The organism is Paenibacillus sp., from assembly GCF_035645195.1.
Classification (GTDB): Bacteria; Bacillota; Bacilli; order Paenibacillales; family YIM-B00363; genus Paenibacillus_AE.
Genome location: NZ_DASQNA010000025.1, coordinates 346037 through 368431 on the forward strand (window position 1 = coordinate 346037; position 22395 = coordinate 368431).

Annotated in this window: 18 protein-coding genes and 1 pseudogene; 2 read left to right on the top strand and 17 right to left on the bottom strand. The window is 54.6% G+C overall.

Annotation, left to right across the window (positions count from 1 at the left end):
• Positions 1-36: 36 nt before the first annotated feature.
• The 7 genes from VE009_RS14035 to VE009_RS14065 all read right to left on the bottom strand — a co-directional run bounded on the left by VE009_RS14035 (position 37) and on the right by VE009_RS14065 (position 9827).
• Positions 37-1869, bottom strand: a complete 1833-nt coding sequence (locus VE009_RS14035; RefSeq protein ID WP_325008604.1) for a DUF2264 domain-containing protein — start codon at positions 1867-1869, stop codon at positions 37-39.
• Positions 1870-1883: 14 nt separating this feature from the next.
• Positions 1884-3026, bottom strand: coding sequence for a glycoside hydrolase family 88 protein (locus VE009_RS14040; RefSeq protein WP_414694856.1), 1143 nt, complete (start codon positions 3024-3026; stop codon positions 1884-1886).
• The gene (locus tag VE009_RS14045) at positions 3023-4870 is read right to left on the bottom strand and encodes a heparinase II/III domain-containing protein (protein ID WP_325008606.1); all 1848 of its coding nucleotides are present in this window, start codon (positions 4868-4870) and stop codon (positions 3023-3025) included. Before VE009_RS14045 ends, VE009_RS14040 begins: the two co-directional genes overlap by 4 nt.
• A 16-nt stretch (positions 4871-4886) precedes the next feature.
• Positions 4887-6506: a response regulator transcription factor gene (locus tag VE009_RS14050; protein ID WP_325008607.1), complete on the bottom strand. Its 1620-nt coding sequence runs from the start codon at positions 6504-6506 to the stop codon at positions 4887-4889.
• A 105-nt stretch (positions 6507-6611) separates the two neighbouring features.
• Entirely contained in the window at positions 6612-8006 is a 1395-nt protein-coding gene (locus tag VE009_RS14055) for a sugar ABC transporter substrate-binding protein (protein ID WP_325008609.1), read from the bottom strand.
• Positions 8007-8118: 112 nt separating this feature from the next.
• Complete coding sequence (locus tag VE009_RS14060) at positions 8119-8952, bottom strand: carbohydrate ABC transporter permease (RefSeq protein ID WP_325008611.1); 834 nt, start codon at positions 8950-8952, stop codon at positions 8119-8121.
• Positions 8952-9827, bottom strand: a complete 876-nt coding sequence (locus VE009_RS14065; RefSeq protein ID WP_325008691.1) for a sugar ABC transporter permease — start codon at positions 9825-9827, stop codon at positions 8952-8954. Before VE009_RS14065 ends, VE009_RS14060 begins: the two co-directional genes overlap by 1 nt.
• Before the next feature lie 384 nt (positions 9828-10211).
• Between VE009_RS14065 and VE009_RS14070 the strand changes: the two genes are divergently transcribed.
• Positions 10212-11369, top strand: a complete 1158-nt coding sequence (locus VE009_RS14070) for an MFS transporter (protein ID WP_325008613.1) — start codon at positions 10212-10214, stop codon at positions 11367-11369.
• Between the two features lie 75 nt (positions 11370-11444).
• Here the strand turns inward: VE009_RS14070 and VE009_RS14075 are convergent, their stop codons facing one another.
• The 5 genes and pseudogenes from VE009_RS14075 to VE009_RS14095 form a co-directional block, all read right to left on the bottom strand.
• Positions 11445-12206, bottom strand: a complete 762-nt coding sequence (locus VE009_RS14075; protein WP_325008614.1) for a GTP cyclohydrolase II — start codon at positions 12204-12206, stop codon at positions 11445-11447.
• Positions 12207-12305: 99 nt separating this feature from the next.
• A complete protein-coding gene (locus VE009_RS14080) occupies positions 12306-13601 on the bottom strand; it encodes a hypothetical protein (protein ID WP_325008616.1) in 1296 nt (431 codons plus the stop codon).
• A gap of 115 nt (positions 13602-13716) precedes the next feature.
• Complete coding sequence (locus VE009_RS14085; RefSeq protein WP_325008618.1) at positions 13717-14487, bottom strand: class III extradiol ring-cleavage dioxygenase; 771 nt, start codon at positions 14485-14487, stop codon at positions 13717-13719.
• Positions 14484-15155 carry an alpha/beta hydrolase gene (locus tag VE009_RS14090; RefSeq protein WP_325008620.1) on the bottom strand — a complete coding sequence of 224 codons (672 nt, stop codon included), beginning with the start codon at positions 15153-15155 and terminating at the stop codon, positions 14484-14486. The genes VE009_RS14085 and VE009_RS14090 overlap by 4 nt, the downstream gene beginning before the upstream one ends.
• A 25-nt stretch (positions 15156-15180) precedes the next feature.
• Positions 15181-15510: pseudogene (locus tag VE009_RS14095) on the bottom strand (DoxX family protein); the annotation flags it as partial.
• Positions 15511-15607: 97 nt separating this feature from the next.
• Between VE009_RS14095 and VE009_RS14100 the strand changes: the two are divergent.
• Positions 15608-16159, top strand: a complete 552-nt coding sequence (locus tag VE009_RS14100) for a helix-turn-helix domain-containing protein (RefSeq protein WP_325008622.1) — start codon at positions 15608-15610, stop codon at positions 16157-16159.
• 55 nt (positions 16160-16214) lie between these two features.
• Here the strand turns inward: VE009_RS14100 and VE009_RS14105 are convergent, their stop codons facing one another.
• The 5 genes from VE009_RS14105 to VE009_RS14125 all read right to left on the bottom strand — a co-directional run bounded on the left by VE009_RS14105 (position 16215) and on the right by VE009_RS14125 (position 22234).
• Positions 16215-17048 carry an SPL family radical SAM protein gene (locus VE009_RS14105; protein WP_325008624.1) on the bottom strand — a complete coding sequence of 278 codons (834 nt, stop codon included), beginning with the start codon at positions 17046-17048 and terminating at the stop codon, positions 16215-16217.
• 130 nt (positions 17049-17178) lie between these two features.
• Positions 17179-18975 carry a beta-glucuronidase gene (gene uidA, locus VE009_RS14110; RefSeq protein ID WP_325008626.1) on the bottom strand — a complete coding sequence of 599 codons (1797 nt, stop codon included), beginning with the start codon at positions 18973-18975 and terminating at the stop codon, positions 17179-17181.
• A gap of 73 nt (positions 18976-19048) precedes the next feature.
• The gene (locus tag VE009_RS14115; RefSeq protein WP_325008628.1) at positions 19049-20419 is read right to left on the bottom strand and encodes an extracellular solute-binding protein; all 1371 of its coding nucleotides are present in this window, start codon (positions 20417-20419) and stop codon (positions 19049-19051) included.
• Between the two features lie 27 nt (positions 20420-20446).
• Positions 20447-21277: a carbohydrate ABC transporter permease gene (locus VE009_RS14120; protein WP_325008630.1), complete on the bottom strand. Its 831-nt coding sequence runs from the start codon at positions 21275-21277 to the stop codon at positions 20447-20449.
• A gap of 12 nt (positions 21278-21289) precedes the next feature.
• Positions 21290-22234, bottom strand: coding sequence for a carbohydrate ABC transporter permease (locus VE009_RS14125; RefSeq protein WP_414694859.1), 945 nt, complete (start codon positions 22232-22234; stop codon positions 21290-21292).
• Positions 22235-22395: the final 161 nt, after the last annotated feature.

The following is a 22395-nucleotide window of genomic DNA, read 5'->3' on the forward strand; positions in this document are numbered from 1 at the left end:
GCGACTAGGATCGGCTTTTTTATTCGCCCGCCAAGTTTACGGCACTCTCACTTCAGACGCGGAAGGACTCATTTTCACGACCCATTCGTTCCCTTCGGCCCGAAGGACGGGAACGCGGCTCCACTCCGTCAAGCAGTCCTCGCCGCCGGGCTGACCGTAAACCGCGCTTGCCAGCCAGTGAATCCCAGGATCGATCTTTGTCATGACCGTCGGAATGACCGTCCGGGCGTGGATCAAATTCGTGTTGGCCTGCGGATACACCAGCTTCGCTTCGCCGCCAAGCAGCGGGACGATCCCGCTCGCGCCGTGCGGGGATATCGCTGCGACCCCGGGCTGCGCCGCCGCCGTCGAGGCGCGGTCCTCGATGCCGAGCGCGAAGCCCCCGTCGGCGAGGTGCAGCTCCCGCTCCGAGCGGATGCAGTGCAGGCGAACATGCCAAGGCGTTCCGACGATCAGCCAGGTTTGAACTTCGACGTCGCGCCACGGCTCCCACTTGATGTAGATCATATTGTCGCGGACGTGCCGCTCTTTCGCAATTCTTTTCGCCCGGTATAAATTATCGCCTTCGCTGAGCGCTAGCATCGAATCGAAAGCACCCTGCGCGAGGCCCCATTCCGCGCGAGGCACGCTGAAGCCGAAAGCGTTCGAGTAGACGAATTTCTCGTACTTCGCGGCCGCATGCGTATGATCGTTCGTCGCTTCGTGGCCTGCGTTGAATACCGCTACGTGATCCCGGTCGCCTTGCCGGCGAACGATCATGCCAGGCTCGCGTTGAACGACGGATTCGGGCAATGGGGGCAGCGGCAGCTCCTCCGCCTGCCAGAACGGATGCTCCGGCGGGAGCGCCAGCGGCAAGAATGCCTTCAACGCCCAATACGGCGAACCGGGAGCATTATAATTCTCGGCCATAATCAGGTTCGGATACGTATATCCGATCGTCAGGGTGCCGTCCGCTTGGAAGATCGGCTGCCGCACCCACCAGCGCAAATTGCGCAGAACGATTCCCTTGATCACGCCCATCGGGAACGGCTCCACGCCCGCGTAAGCCAAAGCGCTCCAGAACGCCGATTGGGAAAACCGGTACGTAAGACTTCGCCCATAGGGCAAAGCGCTCCCGTCCGCGGCGAACCAATGGATGAACGACTTCGCGAAGATCGCCGCCCTTTCCTTATATAACCGGGCGCGGTCCGGATCCTCGGTTTCCATTAGCACTGCATAAATCAACCCGCAATAATGGATTGCGAATGCGCCGTAATAATCGCAGTGACCCTTCACCCCGTCCGCGTACCACCCGTCCGACAAATACATGTCGTCGATTCGATCCAGGCAACGATTCATCGCTTCCCGATCCCAAGGGAGACCTACCCGCTTAAAACCTAAATTCACAAGGACGCGGAACAGCAGCCAGTTGCAGTCGTGGAGCGATTTTTCGTTGATTTGACGAAGCCATCGCGCGAAGCGCTCCCGTTCCCGTTCGCTCAGCGGCGTCCATACGTTCCCGGGCGCGTGCGCCAGCGCAAACCCCATGGCGGCCATTTCGACCAGTTTTTGATCGTAATCCTCCGCATCCCCCCAATATTCCTCGTGTTCGGGATCGGTTCCGTTCCTAATGCCCTGCCGGATAGTTTCCCACAGCTCGCTGTCCGCGCCGCCGGCGGCATGCGGAACGAGTCCCCACAGCAGTCTCGAGAAACCTTCCAATTCGGAAGTATGATCCGGACAGCCTGAACTCGTCGCCCCGAGCCGCACTCTCGTCTTGCCCGGCGTAACGTACGGCAGCAGCGGCCGGCATAGCTGCTCGACCGCAAGCTGAACATCCTCTCTCGTCCGCAGCGGATTTTGTTGAATCGGCAACGTCCATCGATGCATGCGGCGCTCCTCCTCTACCAAAACAATTCGCCGTGTCCCAACAACTGCGAGAGCCCTTCCGCGAAATAATAGTCCCCGTAGATTAGCGGCACGTCGATATTTTTGCCCTCCGGCACGTGGCTTGTGCCGCTCAGCACCAGACCTTCCTCGTCACGATCCCATGCGCCGTAGTTCGTATATAAAGAATGAAGCATCCGCGCTGCCGCAGACCGGTACCCCTCGGATCGCTCGCCCTCGACATGCTTCGCCAACAGCAACAAGCCGCAGGCGGCGATGGCGCCGGCCGACGAATCCCTGTATTTCGGCGCGTCCTCCGGGAGGCGGAAATCCCAATGCGGCACGCTATCCGCCGGGAGGCTGGCCAGGAAGAAACGCGCCACCCGCTCAGCCGCCTCGAGATGCCGTTCGTCGCCCGCATTCATGTAACTCAATGCCATGCCGTACAGCGCCCAAGCGGCGCCGCGGGACCATGCCGAGTCCGCGGAATAGCCCTGCCCTCCGTGATAGCCGACTCTTTCGCCGGTACCCGGATCGAAGATGACGATATGCCGGACCGAACCGTCCGGGCGGATGAAATGCTCCAGCACCGTATCCGCATGCGCGGCCGCGATATGCGCAAACCGCGGGTCGCCGGTAACGGATGAGGCCCAATGGAGCAGCGGCAAATTCATCATGCAGTCGATGATGGCCCAGCCCGAGTTGTTCTCGCCCGGCTTCCAAGGGTTCCACGCCCGGATGAATCGGCCCTTCGCATTAAACCGCGCGGCCAGCAAATTGGCGGCGAGAAGCGCGCGGCGCTTGGCATCCTCGGCCCCCGTCAGCTTGTAACGCGCGACGCTGGTCAGCGTCCACATAAAGCCGATATCATGGTCTAATTTGTAATAATCCATAACGACTTGATCGAGCTGCGCTTCGCACGATTCGGCGATCGCACGGAACTTGTCTTCTTTGGTGTCGCGGTACAACAGCCATAGAAGTCCTGGCCAAAATCCGGCCGTCCACCAATGCGACGGCTCCAACGTATACCGTCCATTCACGCTGGCGTGCGGGAAGCGATCCCCTATGCGCTCGCTGGTGACGGATATTTTCGCCGCAATGCGATCCCAAGCTTCCTGCGTCCAGTCTGCACGCCAATCCGGAGAAGCCATCTTCATCATCCTTTCTTCTTCAGTTTATAGCACTCGAACCGCGCATGCATCGTGAAAGAGAGCCGGGCGGCAGGCTGCCTGAGCCCTAAATCTATGGCATATACGGTAACGCGCTCCGAGTGTTTGTTCACGAATTCGAACCGCCGCGCGACCGGCCGCCACGCTTCGTCGTCGAACGCGATCCGCACGCCGCTTTGTTCTCCTTCGATCTGCACGATGCCGTCGATGAACCGCGGCTCATATAACGTGATCCACCGGCTCGTCACGCTCGACGGCGCCGTTCGAAACTCGTACGCGTCCTCGATGTCCAAGACGAAATTTCTTTCCAGACGAACCGTAAACTCGCGCACCAACGACACCAATTTCGGAACGTCGTATGCTTTCGTCAAATCTACGGCGAACGAACGGTGTCGCTCCCCTTCCTCGACCCTGAGAATTTGCGCGCGAAACGAGTCGCCGGTTCCTTGAAAGCAGCCTTCGACGATCGGAACGGAGTGTCCTTGCGAACCGTTGCATAAGTACGAGAACCGTTCCTCCCCGAAATACCCTTTCGTATACTCGCCGGAACCGAGGTCGCACAACAACGACTCCCCGTCGATATGCAGCACGAAACTGCCGATATCGTTGTGGTTGTGCGGCTCGCCGTTATGCCCGCCTTTCGCGGCCAAAGCCAGTCTCGAGCCGTCCGACGTCATCCTCGCAACGAACCACTGGGCGTCCGGCAAAACATACGTCGCGTCGGGCCAATCCTCGCCCTGCCAAGCGGCTTCGCTCCAGACGAAGTCGCGAATGAACGGCCCCCATCGGCCGATCGGATCGGATGCGATATCGGAGCGTTGCGCGTAAGGCGGCACGTGCACGTCCGGGAACCTTCGCTTTAATGCATGGATCAGCCCGGGGGAATATCGAGCCGTCGTTTCGCAGTCGGAGAAAGGAACCGTGAACATGCCGCTTAAGTAACAAGCCTCATGGAACAGCGCGATCGGCTTCGCCTTCTCATGGCTCATCAGATCGATCGTACCCGCCGTGCGTTGTCTCAGCAGCTCGGCAAAGTACATATAAAACCCGAACCCGTACATCCAGTAGCCTACGCCTTCCGTGCAGGCGCCGTCGTCGCCGAATCCTTCCAAATAGCTGTCGAACGTGCCGAGGAGTCTGTGCACGATCGGGGCCAGTTCGTCCGCGTTCGGGATCAAGTATAACGCCGAAGCGCCGACGGAGGCCGCGCAGACGCTCGCCCAGTTGTTGTCCGCCGTTTCCCACCAGAACGCGGAGCCCAAAGCGCAGTACGGCTCTAATACGCGCTCTCGAATTTCGTTCTCGGCCCGGTGCGCGACCGCGGCGCTCAACCGTTCTCTTAATAGAGAAACGATTTCCGCCAAAGCGAAGGCGGTTTCCGCTGCGAACAAATCGATCGTACACCGATGCCGCTTCGCTTCCGGGGGCAGCAGCGACGTACCTCCCAAATGCGCCGGAAGCGCCCACGCATATTCGTCGCAGATCGCCCAGATCGCATCTTCGACGGCTTCCAGCCACTTCGGTTCCCCGTCGAGCAAAGCCAGGAACGCCAAGACGGACAGCCGCTTCCGGCGCGAGAAATACTGCCGCTCGAACTCGATGCGAGAGCCCTTCGTGTCGAAAAGCTTATAGGCGGAGAACGTCAACGCCTCGATCGGCTCCGTTACGAGCCGTTCCCCTTCCGCTCGCACGTCCTCGATCCATGGGCGATACGCGGACGACGTTCTCAGCTCGTTCCATTTCCGCTCGTCTCGAGCTTCCGAAAACAACCGGTCGCCGAACGCTCCGGCGGCATCGCCGTTGCGCAGCGCGCGTTTTACTTCTGCGTAATGCAAACTCGGTACGCCTCCCTTAGCCCGCGTCTCCTCCCCGATTCCGGTAATCCATCGGGGTCATGCCGGTGTACCCTTTAAACAACTTAATGAAATAGCTTTGGCTGTCGTATCCGAGCAGTTCGCATATTTTCAAGACCGGGTACGCGGTTTCGTCCAGCAGCTGTTTGGCGCGCTCCATTTTCGTACGAATGACGTATTCGATGAATGTCTCGCCGGTCTCCCTCTTAAACAGTCTGCTGAAATAGCTGGCGTTCAGGTGCAGATGCTCGGCGACTTCTTCGAGGCCGATTCGCTGGTCTAAACGAAGGGACACGTATTCGTACGCGTCCACCACTTCCTTGCGAACCGTTCGTCCTCCGGTCTCTTGAACGGAAGCGACCGCCGAAAGCAAATGTTCGATCAACCAGTCTTTCAATTCAACGAGCGAACCGATCTCGGCAACATCTTTATGCAGGCTGTCCGCCGACTGCGTCGTTCGGAAATAGTGGAGCGATTGGTGCTTCAGCCGGATATCCAGCAGCAGCTTTAACGCCCAATCTTTTACGGACTCCGGCGCGTACCTTCGATCGTTGAACGCTTTCATCCATTCCTCCGCTTTCGCCTTAACCCCTTCCGCATCCCGTTTGATAACGCCCTCGCGGAACGCTTCGATCGCCTCATCGTACAGCGCGAACGGATCGCCGTCCCCGGACGACGACGGCCGGGCGGCGGCGATCTCGCCCGGCAGCATGTAAAACCGCTGCCGATGGCTGGACAGCAGCGTTCGTACGCAGTGTTTTACGGCCTCGCCGGATATGCAGCGTTCCCCGACGAGGAAAGACATCGTGAGCTTCAAGGCGCGGCGGAGCTCTGCCTGCATGCGCTCCACCAACCGGCGGGCTTCCTCGTGCCCGTTCACGGACAGCGTCGGACGGTAGGAATGAAGCAGCACCCATTCTTTCACGCTATAAGGGAACACAACCGCTTCCGCCCCGGTTTGTTCCATCACCTCGTCCAGCACGTTGGTAACGGCGAATCGAAGCACATCGTCCGATACGTAACGGCCGCGAGCCCCCCGCAGATCGTCTAAGAATGCAACGACCGGCAGGATCACCCTGCCTTCCATAGGCAATCCGTATCCTTCCAATTCGGACTGCCAGACTTCGCTCCGCAGCAGCGGCTGCTGGACGAAGCCGTGAATCCACGTCTCGCGCATCGCGTTGTGTGATCGGTCCACGATGCGGCGAAGCCGGTGCTGCTCCATATCGAGCTGACGCTCCGCGGTAAGCCCCGCCGCCATTCGCTGCAGCACCGCCGCAAGATCGTCCGGGTGCAGCGTATCCTTGACGATATAGTCTTGCACGTGAAGCTGCATCGCCCGCTTCGCATACTCGAACTCGCTGTGACAAGACAAGATGACGGTACGCAGGTTGGACTTTCGTTCCCGCAGCCGACGAATGAGCTCGAGTCCGTCCATCTTCGGCATGCCGATATCCGTTACAAGAATGTCCGGCGCTTCCCGTTCCGCCGCTTCCAGAGCGGCGAGCCCGTTCTCGCAGCACCCGGAGAGGGTAAGACCGAGGCTCTCCCAGTCGATCGCTTCCGACAACAGCTCCAACACCGGATAATCGTCATCCACCAACAACACTTTATACATGGGGCTCGTCAACCTCCTGCAGCGGAGCTCGCATGATGGTCCTCGCGGGAAGACGGAAAGAGGCGCGGAAAATCCGCCGCCTCTTTCTCCCCATGCATCCGCTGCTTATTTATTGTTATCGATGATCTCTTGCACGGCAGCCTGCATATTGGCAAGTGTCGTATCCAGATCCTGTGAGCCGAGAATGAGGAGCTCGTATTGCTCGTTCAGCGCTTTATACACTTCTGCTTGGTACGTGACGGGCGGTATGATTTTGCCGGACTTCGAATTTTTCAGCACATTGATCAAGGAAGCCTTGTCGACGTTCTCCGGCTTTTGCGTACCGCTTAGAATCGAATCGACGATTGTTTCGAGGTCGTTCTCGGAAACCTTGTTCCAGGACGGGATATTGCGTCCGTATTTCGCAAGTCCTTCCGTCGTATACCAACGGATGAACTGGTAGGCTTCCTTCTGATGCTTGGACTTCGCCGCGACCGCCATGAAGTCGGTCGTGACCGGCGTGTACCCGATTTGGTCGGATTCGCCGTTCTTCGGATACGGCGCGATCGCTACGTTAAAGTTCAACGGATTTTGCTCCGTCCCTCCCAGCTCGCTGTTCATCCAGCTGCCGATCAACACCATGCTGGCCGATTGGTTAAAGAACTGCGTCCGGTAATGGAGCTTCTGCGACAGCATATCCGCGTACGGCGTGGAAGAGCCGTCTTCCCGTTCCATCTGGAGCCGCAATTCGAGCGTCCGTCTGAACATCGGATCGTCGAGATTCGACGTACCGTCCGCCTTCAGAAAGTCCGTGTTTTCCGAGCGATTCGCAAGCGCGAGTCGAAGGAATTCCATCCATCCCCCGTTCTGCGGGCCGTGGAAATACGTGCCGTACCGCTTCGACGCGCCTTCGCCCGTTGTAAGCGCCTTCGCGTAAGCCATGAAGTCGTCCCACGTCCAATCCGTCGGCACTTCCAGCCCGGCGGCATCCAAATGATCCTTGTTCAGCATGACGTACCACGGATTGAACTTGCCGGGCAGCGCGTAATACTGACCGTTCATCTGCGTGTCGACCTTATATTCCTCGGCGACCTTGAACCCGTCCTCACCGATGAACGAATCGATCGGCGCCACCATGCCGAGACCGACGCGCTGCGCGTACGAAGCGGGGTCGCTGAACATCAGCACGTCCAGCTGCTCGCCGGACGCTGCGGCCAGGTCGAGCTTCTGCGTCGCTTCGTTCGTATCGCCCTTCTCGCTGAGCGGAACGAGCTCGACACGGATGTTCGGGTACGCTTCTTCGAACGCCGCGATGGTCGCTTCCCAGTTGTACTGCGCTTCCGTGCCGTGCGTATGGAATTTAATTGTAACCTTCTCGGCCGCGGCCGGCTCCTCGGCGCCGTTGTTCGTCGGGGTCGGCGTTTGGGCTGCAGGCGCATCCGCGCTTCCGCCGGAGCATCCGGCCAATAAACTGAGCGTCAATCCGATTGCGGCGAAGCTTCCAAACCCATATTTTCTCATTGTGCCCCTCCATGTGTAACCGTTTTATTTTTGGTTCGTGTCGATTGTAACAAGAGGGCCAAGGCCCATTATACGCCTAATTTTACTTTTCTTATCATTATTTTTACTTTTTCTACCCTTTCACCCCGCCCATGGCGATGCCCTCGATGACGCGTCTCTGCCCGGCGATGAACATAATAAGCAGCGGAACGATCGCCGAAACGGCGGCCGCCATAATTAAGGACCAAAACTCGCCGTTAATCGATGTAAACTTTTGCATCGCAAGCTGGATCGTAAAGAGCGAATCCGTACGCAAAAAGATAAGCGGATTTTGGTAATCGTTCCACGTCCAGATGAAGCGAAGAATCGCGTACGTGGCGATCGCGGGCTTCACAAGCGGCAGCGCAATCATGGTAAAAATGCGAAAATGCCCCGCGCCGTCCATTTTGGCCGATTCGATGAATTCGTTGTGCACGCCCATGAAAAATTGACGCAGCATGAAAGTTCCCAATACGCTGAAGCTATTTAACAAAATGAGGCCCCAGTGGCTGTCGAACAAGCCGATCAAGCGGTACAAAATGAACTGCGGCACCAAGATCGCCTGCTGCGGAACCATGAACGTAGCAAGAACGATGAAGAACAACCATTTCCCCGCGGGGAACTGAATTTTCGAAAACCCGTACGCCGCCATGGCGGAAACCGTACAAGAGATCAACGTCGTCGCCGCGGTCACCTTGATCGTATTCCAATAATACACCCAAAACGGGTGATCCCCGAACCACACTTCGCGGTAGTTGCTGAACCCGACCCCGTTCTCCGGAATCCATTGAATGGGATACGCGAATACGTCGCCCTCCAGCTTGAAGGAAGCGGAAATCATCCATGCGAACGGCAGCACGAACAAGACGCCGACAACCAACAAAGCGATCGTCGTTATCGATTTTCTTAGATCGAACGCCTTCGGCATCAGTAATTCACCCACTTTCTTTGACCGATCCATTGAAGGAACGTTATCGCCATTACGCATAGGAACAAGATCATCGCTTGCGCCGAAGCGTATCCGATTTTCAAATTCAGGAACGCCGTATCGTACATATAGTACACGATCACGTTCGTGGAGCCCGCCGGGCCTCCCTGCGTCAGCACGGCAATAAGATCGAACACTTTGAACGTATAAATAATACCCGTAATCATCAGGAAGAAGGTCGTCGGCGAAAGCATGGGCAACGTAATGCGGAAGAAGCGCACCAGTCCGTTCGCCCCGTCGATTTCGGCCGCCTCGTACAAATCTCTCGGAATCGACTGCAGCCCCGCCATGTATACGATCATGTTGTACCCTATGGAGATCCAGACCGAAATCATCATGACGGAGATCAAAGCGAACTCCGGATCCGCGATCCAAGCGGGCGGGCGATCGACGCCGATCGATCGTAAAAACTGATTGACCGGCCCCATCGACGGATGAAACAATACGCGCCAGACGGTCGCTACCGCGACGACGCTCGAAATATAAGGCAAGAAGTAAATGACTTTGAAGAAATCTTTCATATATACGAATTTATTGATCAACACGGCCAGGACGAGCGAGATCGCGAGGTACGCGGGAACCGTCAGCAAAAATATGGCGTTGTTCCCTAGCGTTTTGATGAATTTAGCGTCTTGAAAAAGTTTATCGTAGTTTTCCAACCCGATCCATTTCACGCCTGCCAGCCCCGTAATCATGCTCCATTCCGTGAAACTGAGGTACGCGGCCGCGCAAATCGGCAGCAGTACCATCACCCCGACGCCAAGCAGCATCGGCAGAACGAAGATGAAGCCGGCGATCGTTTCGCTTCGCTGCATGCTGCCGGCGCGGCGAAGCTTTGGCTTCGATACTTGTTTCGTTAATCCGGACACGGATTGCACCTGAACCACCCCATCGGTTTTTCTAAACTTAAGTTCGTGTCCTTATTCTAAAAGAAAATACCGTTACTTCCGTAACGGTATTTTGATCAATATAAAATTATTTTGACTTTTTGTTTCAGGACGGTCAATTGCGAGAATGCACCTTCTCCCCCTGTGGAAAATGTCGTACAGCGGCGGTTCATCGTCCTCATAGATAGGAAATTTCGCGTTGGATGATGCGGTCGTATCGATAATCTTAAAAAAGATTGGCAAACTCGGACGCAATGCCCCATAATTATGTTCGCACGTATGCGTTTCCAACCTAGGCAAAGAGGGAGAGCCATGTTCCGAATCAGCTTGTTTATGTTTCTGTTATTTTCCACGTACAGCATCGTCGGGTTCTTCCTGCCGCCTTACCTTCTAAGTAAGGGCTTAGACGCAAGTCAGATTGGAACCTTGCTTGCCGTCGGATCGTTCGTAACGATCATCGCCCAGCCGATCTGGGGGTACGTCAGCGATAAGAAACAGGCGGTAAAGCCTGTGATAACGCTCCTTCTGTTTTGCGGCTTGCTAATCAGTTCAGGCTTCTTCTCGGCGACGGCGTTCGGACTCATCCTATTCTTTTACGGCTTGTTCGCCTTCTTTAACAGCGCTACGGGCCCCCTTTCCGAGGCGCTTTGTATCTCCTACGCGCAGGACAATAATAAAAATTTCGGGCGTATTCGTCTTTGGGGAGAAATCGGGGTCGGCTCCTCCGCGTTGATCCTCGGGATCGTCGTCGACCGCATCGGAATTCAATCCCTTGGCTTCCTCTATGCGGGAACGATGAGCGTCGCGTTAGCCGCTACGTTCTTGCTGCCGAAATCCAAATCCACGGCTCCGTCCGTTCGCCTGTCCGATTTCGGCAGGTTGTTTACGAAGCGCAAGCTGCTATGGTGTTTGCTGCTCGCCTTGATCATCGGCATCCCGCATAAGATGAACGACGGCATGCTTGCCATCCACCTGCAAGGGTTGGGCGGGACCGATACGCAGCTAGGCATGGCCTGGCTCGCCGCGACGTTCAGCACGGTACCGGCCTTCTTCTTCATCAGCAGGCTGATCGCGAAATGGAACGAGCTCGGCATCTTATTCGTCGCCGCGACGGCATACGCCGTCCGCTGGCTATTGTACAGCCAAGCGGATCGTCCTGAGCTCCTGATCGCTGCCCAAGTCCTCCACAGCCTAACGTTCCCGCTGTTTTTCGTAGCCTCTATCCAATATTTGTCTAGAGTCGTTCCGACCGAGCTGCGCGCGTCCGGACAATCGCTGTTCGCCGTTACGTTCAGCGGCCTCGGCGGCATCATCGGCAGTTCCGGAGGCGGCTTCGCCATCGAACGAATCGGAGTGCAATGGACGTACTTAAGCGGCGCTTTCCTCGCGTTTCTCGGAGCTGTCGCCGTGTTCGTCATTTATGTGGCGGAGAAGAGGAAGGATGGCGGCGCGATGTCGCACACGATGTAATTCCTGGGTTTTCACATATTCGCACGAGGTACAAATAAGAGGGGACATAGGTCCCCCCTTTTTGCCATTTCATCGTTAATCGTTGTCGCAGCAGCCTTCGCCTTCGTTCAAGTGTCCGGACCGCTCGATTTTCGTTTTTAAATAGTTTTCGTTGTACTCGGAAACGTCGCCCCAAAGCTGCACCCGATCCTTAACATCCAATCCTGCGTTACGAAGCGCATCCAATTTTCTTGGATTGTTCGTGACCAGGGTGACCGGCTTCGTCCGAAGCGCCTTCAACACCTTGATCGCATCGCTGTAATCGCGCGAATCGTCGACGAATCCGAGCTGCAAATTGGCGTCTACGGTATCGTAACCGTTCTCTTGAAGAATGTAAGCGAGCGCTTTGCTGAAGAGCCCGATCCCTCGCCCTTCGTGATTCGCCAAGTAAAACAACGCGCCGCTTCCGTGCTCGGCGATATGCTTCATCGACTGTTTGAGCTGGTATCCGCAGTCGCAGCGCTTGCTTCCGAAAATATCCCCGGTGTGACAAATGGAATGAAACCGAATCAAGGCATTCTCGGCATGTTGAAAGTCTCCGTGAACGAGGACGCTCGACTGTTGAAGTTCCGCTAAATTCGCGGACGATAACTTGGCTACGATGCGTTCGAAATCTTCCGTCACCTCGCTGCAATTTAACCAGCAGTACCACTGAAACTCGACGGTTTCCCCAAGTAAATTTACTGGCAGCTTGATCGGGCCGACCAAATAAATAGCCCCTTCATCGCTCTTGATGAGTTGTATTTTTTTCTCCAGAATCGATATGACTTGGGGATCGAAGCTTTTCGTCGCGGGCATAAGGTTCATCTCCTTGTGGGTTGGCAAAACAGACAAAAGTTGTATGTCTTATATTGCGCAAAAGCCGTTCTCCTTATCGGCGGCGACGCCGGTAACGAATTACCGTCCCGAACCTGCGATGCTTGACCCGGCGGTAACATAAATCAGCAGAGCGATCGCCATCCAGCCGGCAAACCTGTAGTTCCGAGACGCCAGCTCCAGCACCGGTTTCTGAAACAGGCCCGCCAGAAGATTATTCACGGCCGACGCCGGCGAAATAGGATTGGATAACCCCCAGCTTCCAAGCAAAAGCACCGCAAAGTACGTCGGGCTCATGCCGACGGCCGGCGGATCGATCCCGCTCGCCAGGATGGCGACCGGCACGATCGGATGAAGTCCGATGAGGGAAGATCCTGCGATCAACGCCACCGCGAATAGCGAAAATGCGAAAGAAATCGGCAGCAGCGGGATATGCTCCAGCAGTGCCGGGACGGCGGCCCCGAAGCCGGTCGTGCCGATGGCGCCGCTAAAGAAGCCTGCGGCCAAAAACAGCGTCATTTCTTTCTGCAGAGCCGGCACCGTGACGGTCAGATGGGTTTTCAAGCCGCTCCGGTATACCGGCAAAGCCCTCTTCCCTACGCACCAGATCAACGGGAATACGACTGCGGCGAGGCAGATCAAGATCGCCATCGGCAGCTCGACCGCCCGCTCCAACGCCAAGACGACGATCATCGCAGCGGCCAAATAAGCCGCGAGTCCGAACGGGAACGCAGCGTTCCGGTCCCGCGCTGCCGACTCCCGTTCGGCGGGCTCCCGCTCAGCGGGCTCATGTTCCGCGGGCTCCGTTTCCGCAAGGGACAGCTCCCGAACGTCGACCGCCCAGCTGACAACCAGGCTAAGTACCGCCAAACCGAGCAAGGAAGGAAGAACGGACGACCAAGGCAGCGCCAGCGCCGTCGTTACGAGCGCCATGGCAGCGAAATACGGCGACCATAAAATCGCCCCCGCGAATCCGCGATTCAGCGCATTGGCGAGCAGCCGAGACATGCCTTGCCTCGGTCTTACGAAGACCAACTCATAGACGACTGGGATCGATCCGACGTTAATGAATACGCCCATGATTTGCGTAAGAAGCTGCGTCCCTACGAACAACTCCGTCTTGCTTCGAAGTTTCTGTTGATAGAACCTTTTTAATGACGCCACGTAGTCGGGAATTCGAACCGGAATGCCGAACAGCGGAGCGAACAGAAACAAGGTTACGATCGTCACGTTCATCCCGGCCGCCTCGAACCATTGCCAAGCCGTCGCCTTTTGGAACGCAAGGAGAATCGCCCCGATCGCGGCGAAGCCGGTCGTCAGCCACCGCGTCATTCCCCTCAGCTTCGGCAGCTGCATGGCGATGAAAATAAAAACCAAGCTCCCTCCTAAAGGAGTAAGCTCCAGCGGAGTCAACTGCTGTGCAACGTAAACCGCGGCAATAGAGAATAATAACGCCTTCTCCATTGCCGCCTTCATCGCGGACGTCATCGAACTAATGAAACTGCCAGCAGCTGAGGCTCAAGCTGCCGTATTGGTAGCTGCGATGCAGCAGCTTCGCCCGACGGTTCGCATCCCCGGTCCCCATCGCGAGAAGCAGCGGAATGAAATGCTCGTTCGTCGGTACCGCCTCCTGAGCGTGCGGAGCCAATTCGCGGTATTGAAAGAGCGCCTCCGTATCCCACGCTTCGAGCTTGCTCTGGAGCCAATCGTCGAATTCCTCCGCCCAGTCGTCGACGCCTTCGGACCGCCAGTTCAGCCTTCTCAAGTTGTGGACCGTTCCCCCGCTTCCGATGATGAGCACGTCCTGCTCCCGAAGCTCCGACAACGCCGCGCCGATGTTGTACTGCTGCTCGTTCGACAGCGTCCGGTTCACCGACAATGCGGCGACCGGAATGTCCGCTTCCGGATACAGCAGCTTCAAAATTGCCCAGGCCCCATGATCAAGACCCCGCTTCACGTTCAGCACGCTCGGAATCCCGTGCTTCGAAAACGTCGACTGCACATACTCGCTTAGCATGCGATCGCTTTTAGCCGGATACGTCATGCGGTATAGCTCGTCTTGGAAGCCTCCGAAATCGTATATCGTTTCGTACGATTCGGCAGCGCCGATGTGCTGCACCGGCTCCTCCCAATGCGCGGAGAAGAGCAAGATGGCTTTCGGCCGAGGCGTATGATCTTTAAAGCTTTTCAACAGCCGCGTATATTCGTTATCCTCGAGCACGATCGACGGGGCGCCATGCGCGAAAAAGTAGGATGGCATCATTTCGTTTCCCCCTCCTCCTTTGGGTTCAACCCGGCATCCTGCCTCACCCAGTTCAGGACGTCGCGCTGATTTTCTTCCGATACGCCATGGTCGGTCGGGTACAATCGGAACGTCAGGCGGGGCGTAAGCTGCTTGAAGTAAGCCGCCGTTTCATGGCCGATCCGAACCGGAAATACCGAGTCGTATTCCCCATGGGAGACGAATACCGAGACGTCGCCGACGCTGCGCAGCGGATACTCCGTCTTCACGAATTCGGGCACGTACCCGTTCAATGCGACGATCCCTTTCAGCCGATCCCCCATCGTGAGCGCAAGCGTCATGGACAAAATGGCGCCTTGGCTGAAGCCGAGCACATACCGCTTGTTCGGATCGATCGGATATTTCTCTGTAGCGTATTGGATAAACGCTTCAAGCTGCTTCGCCGCTTCGTCGAACATGTCCCGAATCGGATGGCCGATGCTCTTCAGATCGTAATACTGATACCCCGCGCCGAGCGGCAAATTGCCGCGAATGCCGATAATAATGAACGAATCGGAGAGCGGAGCGACCAAACCGAACATATTTTTTTCGTTGGAGCCTTTGCCATGCAGCGTAAATACGACCGGGTATTTTCGATTCGGGTCCATCTCGGCCGGCAAGTGAACGTCGTACGGGTATACAGGGTTCATGATTTTCTCATCCCTTCGTCGTAACTTAGGCGCTGCGCTTGTTATTCATTAGACGGTCGATAGAGAGCGAAGTGTCGTTCGCCGCCGCAAGATACAACGTGATCAGGATAAACGCAAGGTCCAGCTCGTAGCCCGCCATTTGCCCGTTGCCGAGAAGTCCCACGGAAAGCTTCGCCGTAACGATCGCGCCGACGAGCATGACGACGAACAAAGCCGAAACATAACGAGTAAACAAACCGACGATCAGCATGATGCCGCCTGCAAGTTCAAGCACCGCCACGACATAAGCCAAAAATCCCGGTACCCCGATCGAGCTGAACCATGCGTCGACATTGCTTAAACCCATTTTAAACTTATAAGTAATTTAAAGTAAGTTGCGCTGGCGTGTCAACAGAAATATTGCTAATATAAAATTATATTCAGTATTACAAATATTCGAAGAGGTGTAATCGATGGACATCGGCTCCACGATCCGGGCGATACGAAAGCGCAAAAACATCACCATCGCCCAAATTTGCGAAGAAACCGGCTTGTCTCAGGGCTTCATGAGCCAGGTCGAAACCAATAAAACGTCCCCTTCCATCTCGACGCTGGAGAGCATTGCGCAAGCGTTGAAAGTGCCTTTGGCTTATTTGCTCCTGAAGAAAGAGGACCGCATGAGGATCGTGCGGAAAAATGAGCGGAAAATAACGACAAGCGGCCCGGAGCAATTAAAAGTGGAACACTTGGGCTCGACGAAGAACGTCCGAATGATGCTGGTGGAGCTGCCCCCCGGCGCTTCGACAGGGGACGAACCTCATGCGCATGAAGGCGAGGAGGTACATGTCGTCATGAAAGGACGGATTTACGCGGAGCAAGGGGAAGACGCGGCCGAATTGGAAGAAGGAGATTCGTTCAGCTGGAACGCTTGCACGCCCCACTTGGTGCGGAACATCGGGGAAGAAACGGCCATCGTGCTCATCTCTATCTACACCGAGGACGATAAGGCGCGTGAGTATCTGTAAACGGAATAAGGGCAGACTGACGCCGCTTGCTCGGTCGGTTCTGCCCTTGCATGGTTTATATCGGAAACGCTTCCTCTTTGGAAACGCGAACCATGTCGCCGGGGAAAAATTTCTTGAAATGCTTCTCCACCTGAAGATGCAAATCTTCGCGATACCACTTCGATACATCATGTTCTTCGAACAACCGAGGCATTCCTAATCGCGCGGAGCGCTTTCCTTTCGAGCCGTCTCCGATATTCAGCGTGTCGATCCAAATTCGGTCCACGATCCCTTCCAGAAGCTTAGGAAAATCCGGGGTGAACGGTAAAACGGGAGAAATCGCGGCTTGGGTGGCGATCCCCGCATGATGCACCTCTTTCAAGACTTTCAACCGCAATCCGATGCCTGGCGCGGCGGGAGCGAAAATTCGCTTCATATCTTCCCGGTCGGTTTCGATCGTCATCGAGACGAGCAAGCCGCACCGTTCCTTCAATTTCGTCAACAAATCGATATCCCTCGCGATCAGCGGACCGCGCGTTTGAATTTGCAGCATGTCCGGCGGATGTTCGATCATCTCCTCTAATAGACTTCGGGTTACCTTGGCCTCCCGCTCCACCGGTTGATAGGGATCCGTTGCGGAGGACATAAATAGGTTCGCCGGCTTCCCGCTCTTCCGCAGCTTCATGATTTCTTTGCGATAAATATCGGCTGCGTTCGTTTTGACGTCTACCCATTCTCCCCAAGGCATGCCCTTAAACTTTTGGATCGGCATCTCCCTGACGTAACAGTACCTGCAAGCGAACGCGCAGCCGCTGTACGGATTCAAGGAATGCGTAAATCCGATATCTAAGTACCCCTTCGCTTCCGTAAGGATGTTCTTCGCAACGATGTCTTTGTACTTGGTGGTCATACGGCTTCATCCCCCCTTACGCAACAATTAAATCATAACGTACATTGTTTCCTTTTTAAAAGTTTACAACAAAACACCCCAATCGGCAGACGATGTCTACGAACGAATTGGGGTGCAAACTTAAGATTCTTTATTTGTAATAAAAATCAGGGATCGAACTCCATCTCGTTCTCAACTCATGCGCGGCGGATTTCGGCTTGCGATCCCGGGTGAAAATCCCTTTCTTGTTCCCTTGAACGCGGATGATGCCTTGACTTGTCTGAAAGTCGGCGAAGTTCCACACGTGTTCCCCGACGAAATTCGGGAACTCGTCGAACACTTGATGGTTCGCCCGCAAGAACTCGACTTGGAATTCCTCGGTGAACATCACGGGATCGACGTCGTGGAAGCCTGCGATCGTATCCGCGCCGTACTCCGTCATGACGATCGGCTTATCGGGGCAGCGTTTGTGCCAACCTTCCAACTCCCGGCGAAGCATCGTTTTGGCAATGTCCCAGTCGCCGCCTTCCACGTACCAACCGTAATATCGGTTTAAGCACAGCACATCTACCAAATCGGATACCTTGCACCCCTCCGGGCTTCCTTCTTGCAAGGTTACCACCGTGACGGGGCGCTTTTGCGGATCGCACTCCTTCGCAAGCCGGAGTAACGGTTCGAAGTACTCGTCAGCCCCGTCCTCGGCCGTCGCCGGTTCGTTCGCGATCGACCACATGACGACGCACGCATGGTTCTTGTCCCTTGCGATTAATTCGCGGATCGCCTCCCGATGCGCTTCGTGCGTCTTGATTTCTTTCCAGGTATTCCTCTTTCGCCCGCCTGAGAAAACGGCCATAAAATTCAAATGCAACCCGACCGCCGCTACCTCGTCGATGACCACGAACCCTTCCCGATCGGCTAACCGCATGAGCTCCTCCGAATACGGATAGTGGGAAGTTCGGAAGGAATTGGCCCCGATCCACTTCATCAAACGGAAATCCATGACGTTCGCCGCTTCGTTAAATCCTCTTCCGTGAATCGGAGAATCTTCGTGTTTCCCGAATCCCTTGAAGTAGAACGGTTTTCCGTTAATCAGGAATTTACCTTCCTTAACTTCGACGGTTCGAATGCCGAAAGGCTGTTCATACTCGTCGATGAACTTGCCGCCTTGCGTTAGCTCGACTTTCAACATATACAAATAAGCGTTCAACGGCTCCCAAAGCTTGGCATCCGAAATCTGCAAACTTCCTTGGGTCCCTTCCCCTTTCGCCACGACGGAACCGGTTTCGTCGATGATGCTCACTCTTGTTTCCGCATCGCCAACAATATCTACTTTGTAATTAACCGATGCGGACCCATCGGGTTGCACATTCGATACGATTTCAATATCCCGAACATACGTCCTGGGCGTCGTGTAAATTTTGACCGGCCGGTGAAGCCCCGCATAGTTAAAGAAATCGAAATTCGGTTTGTTGCGTACGACTTTGCCGAGACCTTCGATTTCACGTTCTGCATAATTCCCGACGGGCAATGTCGATTCGTTCAACACATTATTGACAGCAACGGTCAGGCGGTTTTTCCCTTCGCTCAATAGTCCGTTGATTTCAGCCTCGAACGGGGTAAATCCGCCGACATGTTCAACGGCCAACTTCCCGTTGACGAACACCTTGGCTTCATGCGTAGCCGAACCGAACCGAAGAACGATCCGCTGCGAGACCAATGCATTCGGAACCGTAAATTCCCGCTCGTACCAGACCCACCCGACGTGGTTCCGGATTTCTGCGTTCACGCCTACATCGTTGTACGAAGAAGGCACCGCCATCGGAACGGTGTCGATCAGCGGCCTCTCATACCATGTTTCAATGAATCCTTGGCCGGAATCGAGTTTAAAATTCCATATTCCATGTAAATCGATGACTGCTCGGGAAGCGGTCACGATGGGATAGAGCATATCAATCACTCCGCTTTAAATAAGTTTAAATGAACAGCGCGGAAGTGATCCCGCGCTGTATTGATTCTTATTGTCACTTTTTAGAGTCGATAATTTTTTGAATCCGTTCTTGAGCGGTTTTCACCGTCGTATCGATGTCTTGGCCGGACAGCATCATTTTATCGAATTCTTCTATAAATACTTTTTCTAACTCCGCATGGAACGGGACCGCTACCGCAGGCGTCGTTTGTTTTGTATTCTCAAGAACGTAAAGCAGCGATTCCTTGTCGATCATTTCGGGAGTCTTCGTGCCGGCAATCATTTTATCAACCACTTCGTTCATATTTACCTTCTTCCAGGAAGGGAAGTTTTTCCCTTGGATCACAATGCCCTCTGTCGAAAACCAACGGATAAAGGCGTACGCTTCCTCCTTATGTTTCGACTTGCTGTAGATCCCCAAAATATCGCCGCCTGCATTGCCGGAAATCGGGTCTTCTTTGGCGAATTTCGGAACCGGCGCGAAAACGGTTTTAAACGTGGCCGGCACTTGTTCCGTACCGCCGGTTTCCGGAACCAAGAACGAATGCACGGCAATCATGCTCGTATCTTGGTTGAAATATTGCGGCCGATAGTTCAATTTCTGACTGACGACTTCCGAGTAAGGCGTTGCGGATCCTTCCTTCTCCCCTTGAAGACGAAGCTCCAAAGATTTTCGAACGAACGGGTTACCTACGTTTGCCTTCGTTCCGTCGTCCGTCGATAAATTCGCTCCGGCAGCTTGATTATAAGCCTGAACGAAGTACGCAAACATCGGCCAGCTGTGGAAGTAGGTTCCATACCGGGTTTTGCCGCCTTCGGTTTTCGTCATCGCTTTTGCGTACTGCATGTATTCATCCCATGTCCAATCCTTCGGAAGCTCAAGCCCCGCTTCTTTGAGATGGCTCTCATTGATAAACACCATAGGCATCGTAGATTTCCCCGGGAGGCCGTACGTTTTGCCGCCGATGCGGGTGTCGAATATATACTCGTCTTCAAATACGACTGCCTCTGTCTGGAGGAAGCTGTCGATCTGTTCTAACATGCCCAGCTCCACGCGTTGGTTAAATGCGGTCATGTTGCTGAACATCATGACGTCGAGATCTTCGCCGGAAGCGGCAGCTAGGTCCAGCTTCTTGTAGAATTCGTTGGAATTGTTGTCCTCCGCGGAAACAAACTCCACCTTGATATTCGGATGCTTCTTTTCGAATTCCGCGATCACAATATCCCAATTGTCGGCTTTCTTCGGATACCAGGTGTGTAATTTGATCGTGACCGGATCGGCCGCAGCCGAACCGGATGCCGAGCCGCCGTTCGGCGACGCCGCAGGCGAATCGCTTGCCTTCTGACCCGCGGCGGAGCACCCTGTGCCGACAAGCGCGATCAATGCCGATACAACGAGAAAACGATTCCATTTTTTCGCAAACATTGGACTTCCCCCTTAAGCTTGATAGATTTATCCTTTGACACTTCCCGAGGCCACGCCTTCTATCACCTGTTTTTGGCCTGCGATGAAGATGATCAACAATGGTAAGATCGCGGAGACGGCGCCCGCCATCATCAGCGAATAAAATTCGCCGTTAAAATCCGCAAATTTCCGGATACCGAGCTGCAGCGTGAACAGCGAGTCCGAACGCAGAAACACGAGCGGATTCTGGTAGTCGTTCCATGTCCAAATGAAACGGAGAATCATATAGGTCGCAAGCGCGGGCTTCACCAGGGGCAGCCCGATTCGGAAGAAAATCGTCCAGTGACTCGCCCCGTCCATTCTTGCGGATTCGATTATTTCATTGTGGACTCCCATGAAAAATTGGCGCAACAAGAACGTCCCCAAAACTCCCGATGCAGCCAGTAGTACAAGGCCAAAGTGACTGTCGAATAAACCGAGCCAGCGGTACATGATAAATTGGGGTACAAGAATCGCTTGGTGCGGAATCATATACGTTGCGAGAACTAAGATAAACAGTGCTTCGCGTCCCTTAAACGGTACCTTCGAAAATCCGTACGCGGCCATGGCGGAGACGATCAACGACAAGGCTGTCGCAAGCAACGTTACTTTAATGCTGTTTAGATAGTACAGTGTAAACGGAACCGTTCCCATCCACACTTGGCTGTAATTTTCCACGATTTTCCACGTACTTGGGATCCATTGAATCGGATATGTCATGACTTCAAGCTCAGGTTTAAACGACGCCGACAACATCCACAGGAATGGCATGATAAAGAAAATGCCTGCGCCTCCCATTAGCGCCGTGATGATGACACGGTCCAGACGAACGGATTTCATGGTTTCATCCTCCTAATAATTTACCCACTTCTTCTGCCCGACCCATTGGATTAACGTCAGGACCAGAATCAAGACCAGCAGAACAATGCCCATAGCGGAGGCGAATCCCGATTCCAAATTGACGAACGCTGCCTCGTACAGATAGAAGACAATGACGGAAGTCGATCCGGCCGGTCCGCCGTTCGTCAACACCATGATTAAGTCAAACACTTTAAAGGACCCTACGACCCCCGTAATCAACAAGAAGAAGGTGGTCGGCGATAACATCGGCAGCGTGATGCCGAAAAACTGCCTCAACGGGGAAGCGCCGTCCACATCGGCAGCCTCGTACAAATCTTTAGGAATCCCCTGTAATCCCGCGAGATAGATGACCATGTTAAATCCGAGCGAAGTCCATACCATTATAATCATTACGGCTAGCAGCGCATAATTCGGATCCGCCAACCAAAGAGGAGGGTTTTCGAAGCCGATGGCCCTAAGAAACCCGTTAATCGGTCCGCTGTTCGGATGAAACAGAACTCTCCACAGCAAAGCGATCGCCACAAAACTGGAGATGAAAGGCATGAAATAAATGACCTTAAAGAAATCTTTAAAATAGGTTGCCTTGTTAATGAGAGCGGCCAAAACTAACGCAATGAACATAGCCACCGGGACGACCGCGATCATCACGATGTTGTTTCGCAAAGAGCGATGGAACGCTTCATCTTGAAACAGGTCGATGTAATTCTCAAAACCTACGAATTGCAGTCCGCCGATGCCCGCGATAAAATTCCAGTTCGTAAAACTGATCACGCCTGAAAGCAAAATCGGGATGATGACCAACGTTAACGTCAACAACAGCATCGGTAAAATAAATAAATACCCGGCGATCGTATTGTAAAACGCTTGTTTCTTGGCCCATCTGAGAACGGAGCGGTTCATTCCTCGCTCCAATTTGCCTCCCGCCGCTTGCTCCACTCGAATCACCTCATCGTCCTCTGTGTAAGTTTCATTATAGGCAGGACGTACTCGCAACACATGAAACGAATTTTTCTAAAAGAAAAGGATTTTGCGATATTTTTTCCCTGTTTGCAAAAAATGTTGAATGAATCAATCAGCAAAATGCTATAGTATTGCCT

Coding starts and splice junctions, on each gene's coding strand:
- VE009_RS14075 (WP_325008614.1), bottom strand. CDS start 12,206: ATGCCCGCGACGAAAAGCTTCGATCCCCAAGTCATATCGATTCTGGAG.
- VE009_RS14060 (WP_325008611.1), bottom strand. CDS start 8,952: ATGCCGAAGGCGTTCGATCTAAGAAAATCGATAACGACGATCGCTTTG.
- VE009_RS14120 (WP_325008630.1), bottom strand. CDS start 21,277: ATGAAATCCGTTCGTCTGGACCGTGTCATCATCACGGCGCTAATGGGA.
- VE009_RS14115 (WP_325008628.1), bottom strand. CDS start 20,419: ATGTTTGCGAAAAAATGGAATCGTTTTCTCGTTGTATCGGCATTGATC.
- VE009_RS14050 (WP_325008607.1), bottom strand. CDS start 6,506: ATGTATAAAGTGTTGTTGGTGGATGACGATTATCCGGTGTTGGAGCTG.
- VE009_RS14055 (WP_325008609.1), bottom strand. CDS start 8,006: ATGAGAAAATATGGGTTTGGAAGCTTCGCCGCAATCGGATTGACGCTC.
- VE009_RS14085 (WP_325008618.1), bottom strand. CDS start 14,487: ATGATGCCATCCTACTTTTTCGCGCATGGCGCCCCGTCGATCGTGCTC.
- VE009_RS14040 (WP_414694856.1), bottom strand. CDS start 3,026: ATGATGAAGATGGCTTCTCCGGATTGGCGTGCAGACTGGACGCAGGAA.
- VE009_RS14105 (WP_325008624.1), bottom strand. CDS start 17,048: ATGACCACCAAGTACAAAGACATCGTTGCGAAGAACATCCTTACGGAA.
- VE009_RS14070 (WP_325008613.1), top strand. CDS start 10,212: ATGTTCCGAATCAGCTTGTTTATGTTTCTGTTATTTTCCACGTACAGC.
- VE009_RS14065 (WP_325008691.1), bottom strand. CDS start 9,827: ATGCAGCGAAGCGAAACGATCGCCGGCTTCATCTTCGTTCTGCCGATG.
- VE009_RS14035 (WP_325008604.1), bottom strand. CDS start 1,869: ATGCATCGATGGACGTTGCCGATTCAACAAAATCCGCTGCGGACGAGA.
- VE009_RS14090 (WP_325008620.1), bottom strand. CDS start 15,155: ATGAACCCTGTATACCCGTACGACGTTCACTTGCCGGCCGAGATGGAC.
- uidA (WP_325008626.1), bottom strand. CDS start 18,975: ATGCTCTATCCCATCGTGACCGCTTCCCGAGCAGTCATCGATTTACAT.
- VE009_RS14100 (WP_325008622.1), top strand. CDS start 15,608: ATGGACATCGGCTCCACGATCCGGGCGATACGAAAGCGCAAAAACATC.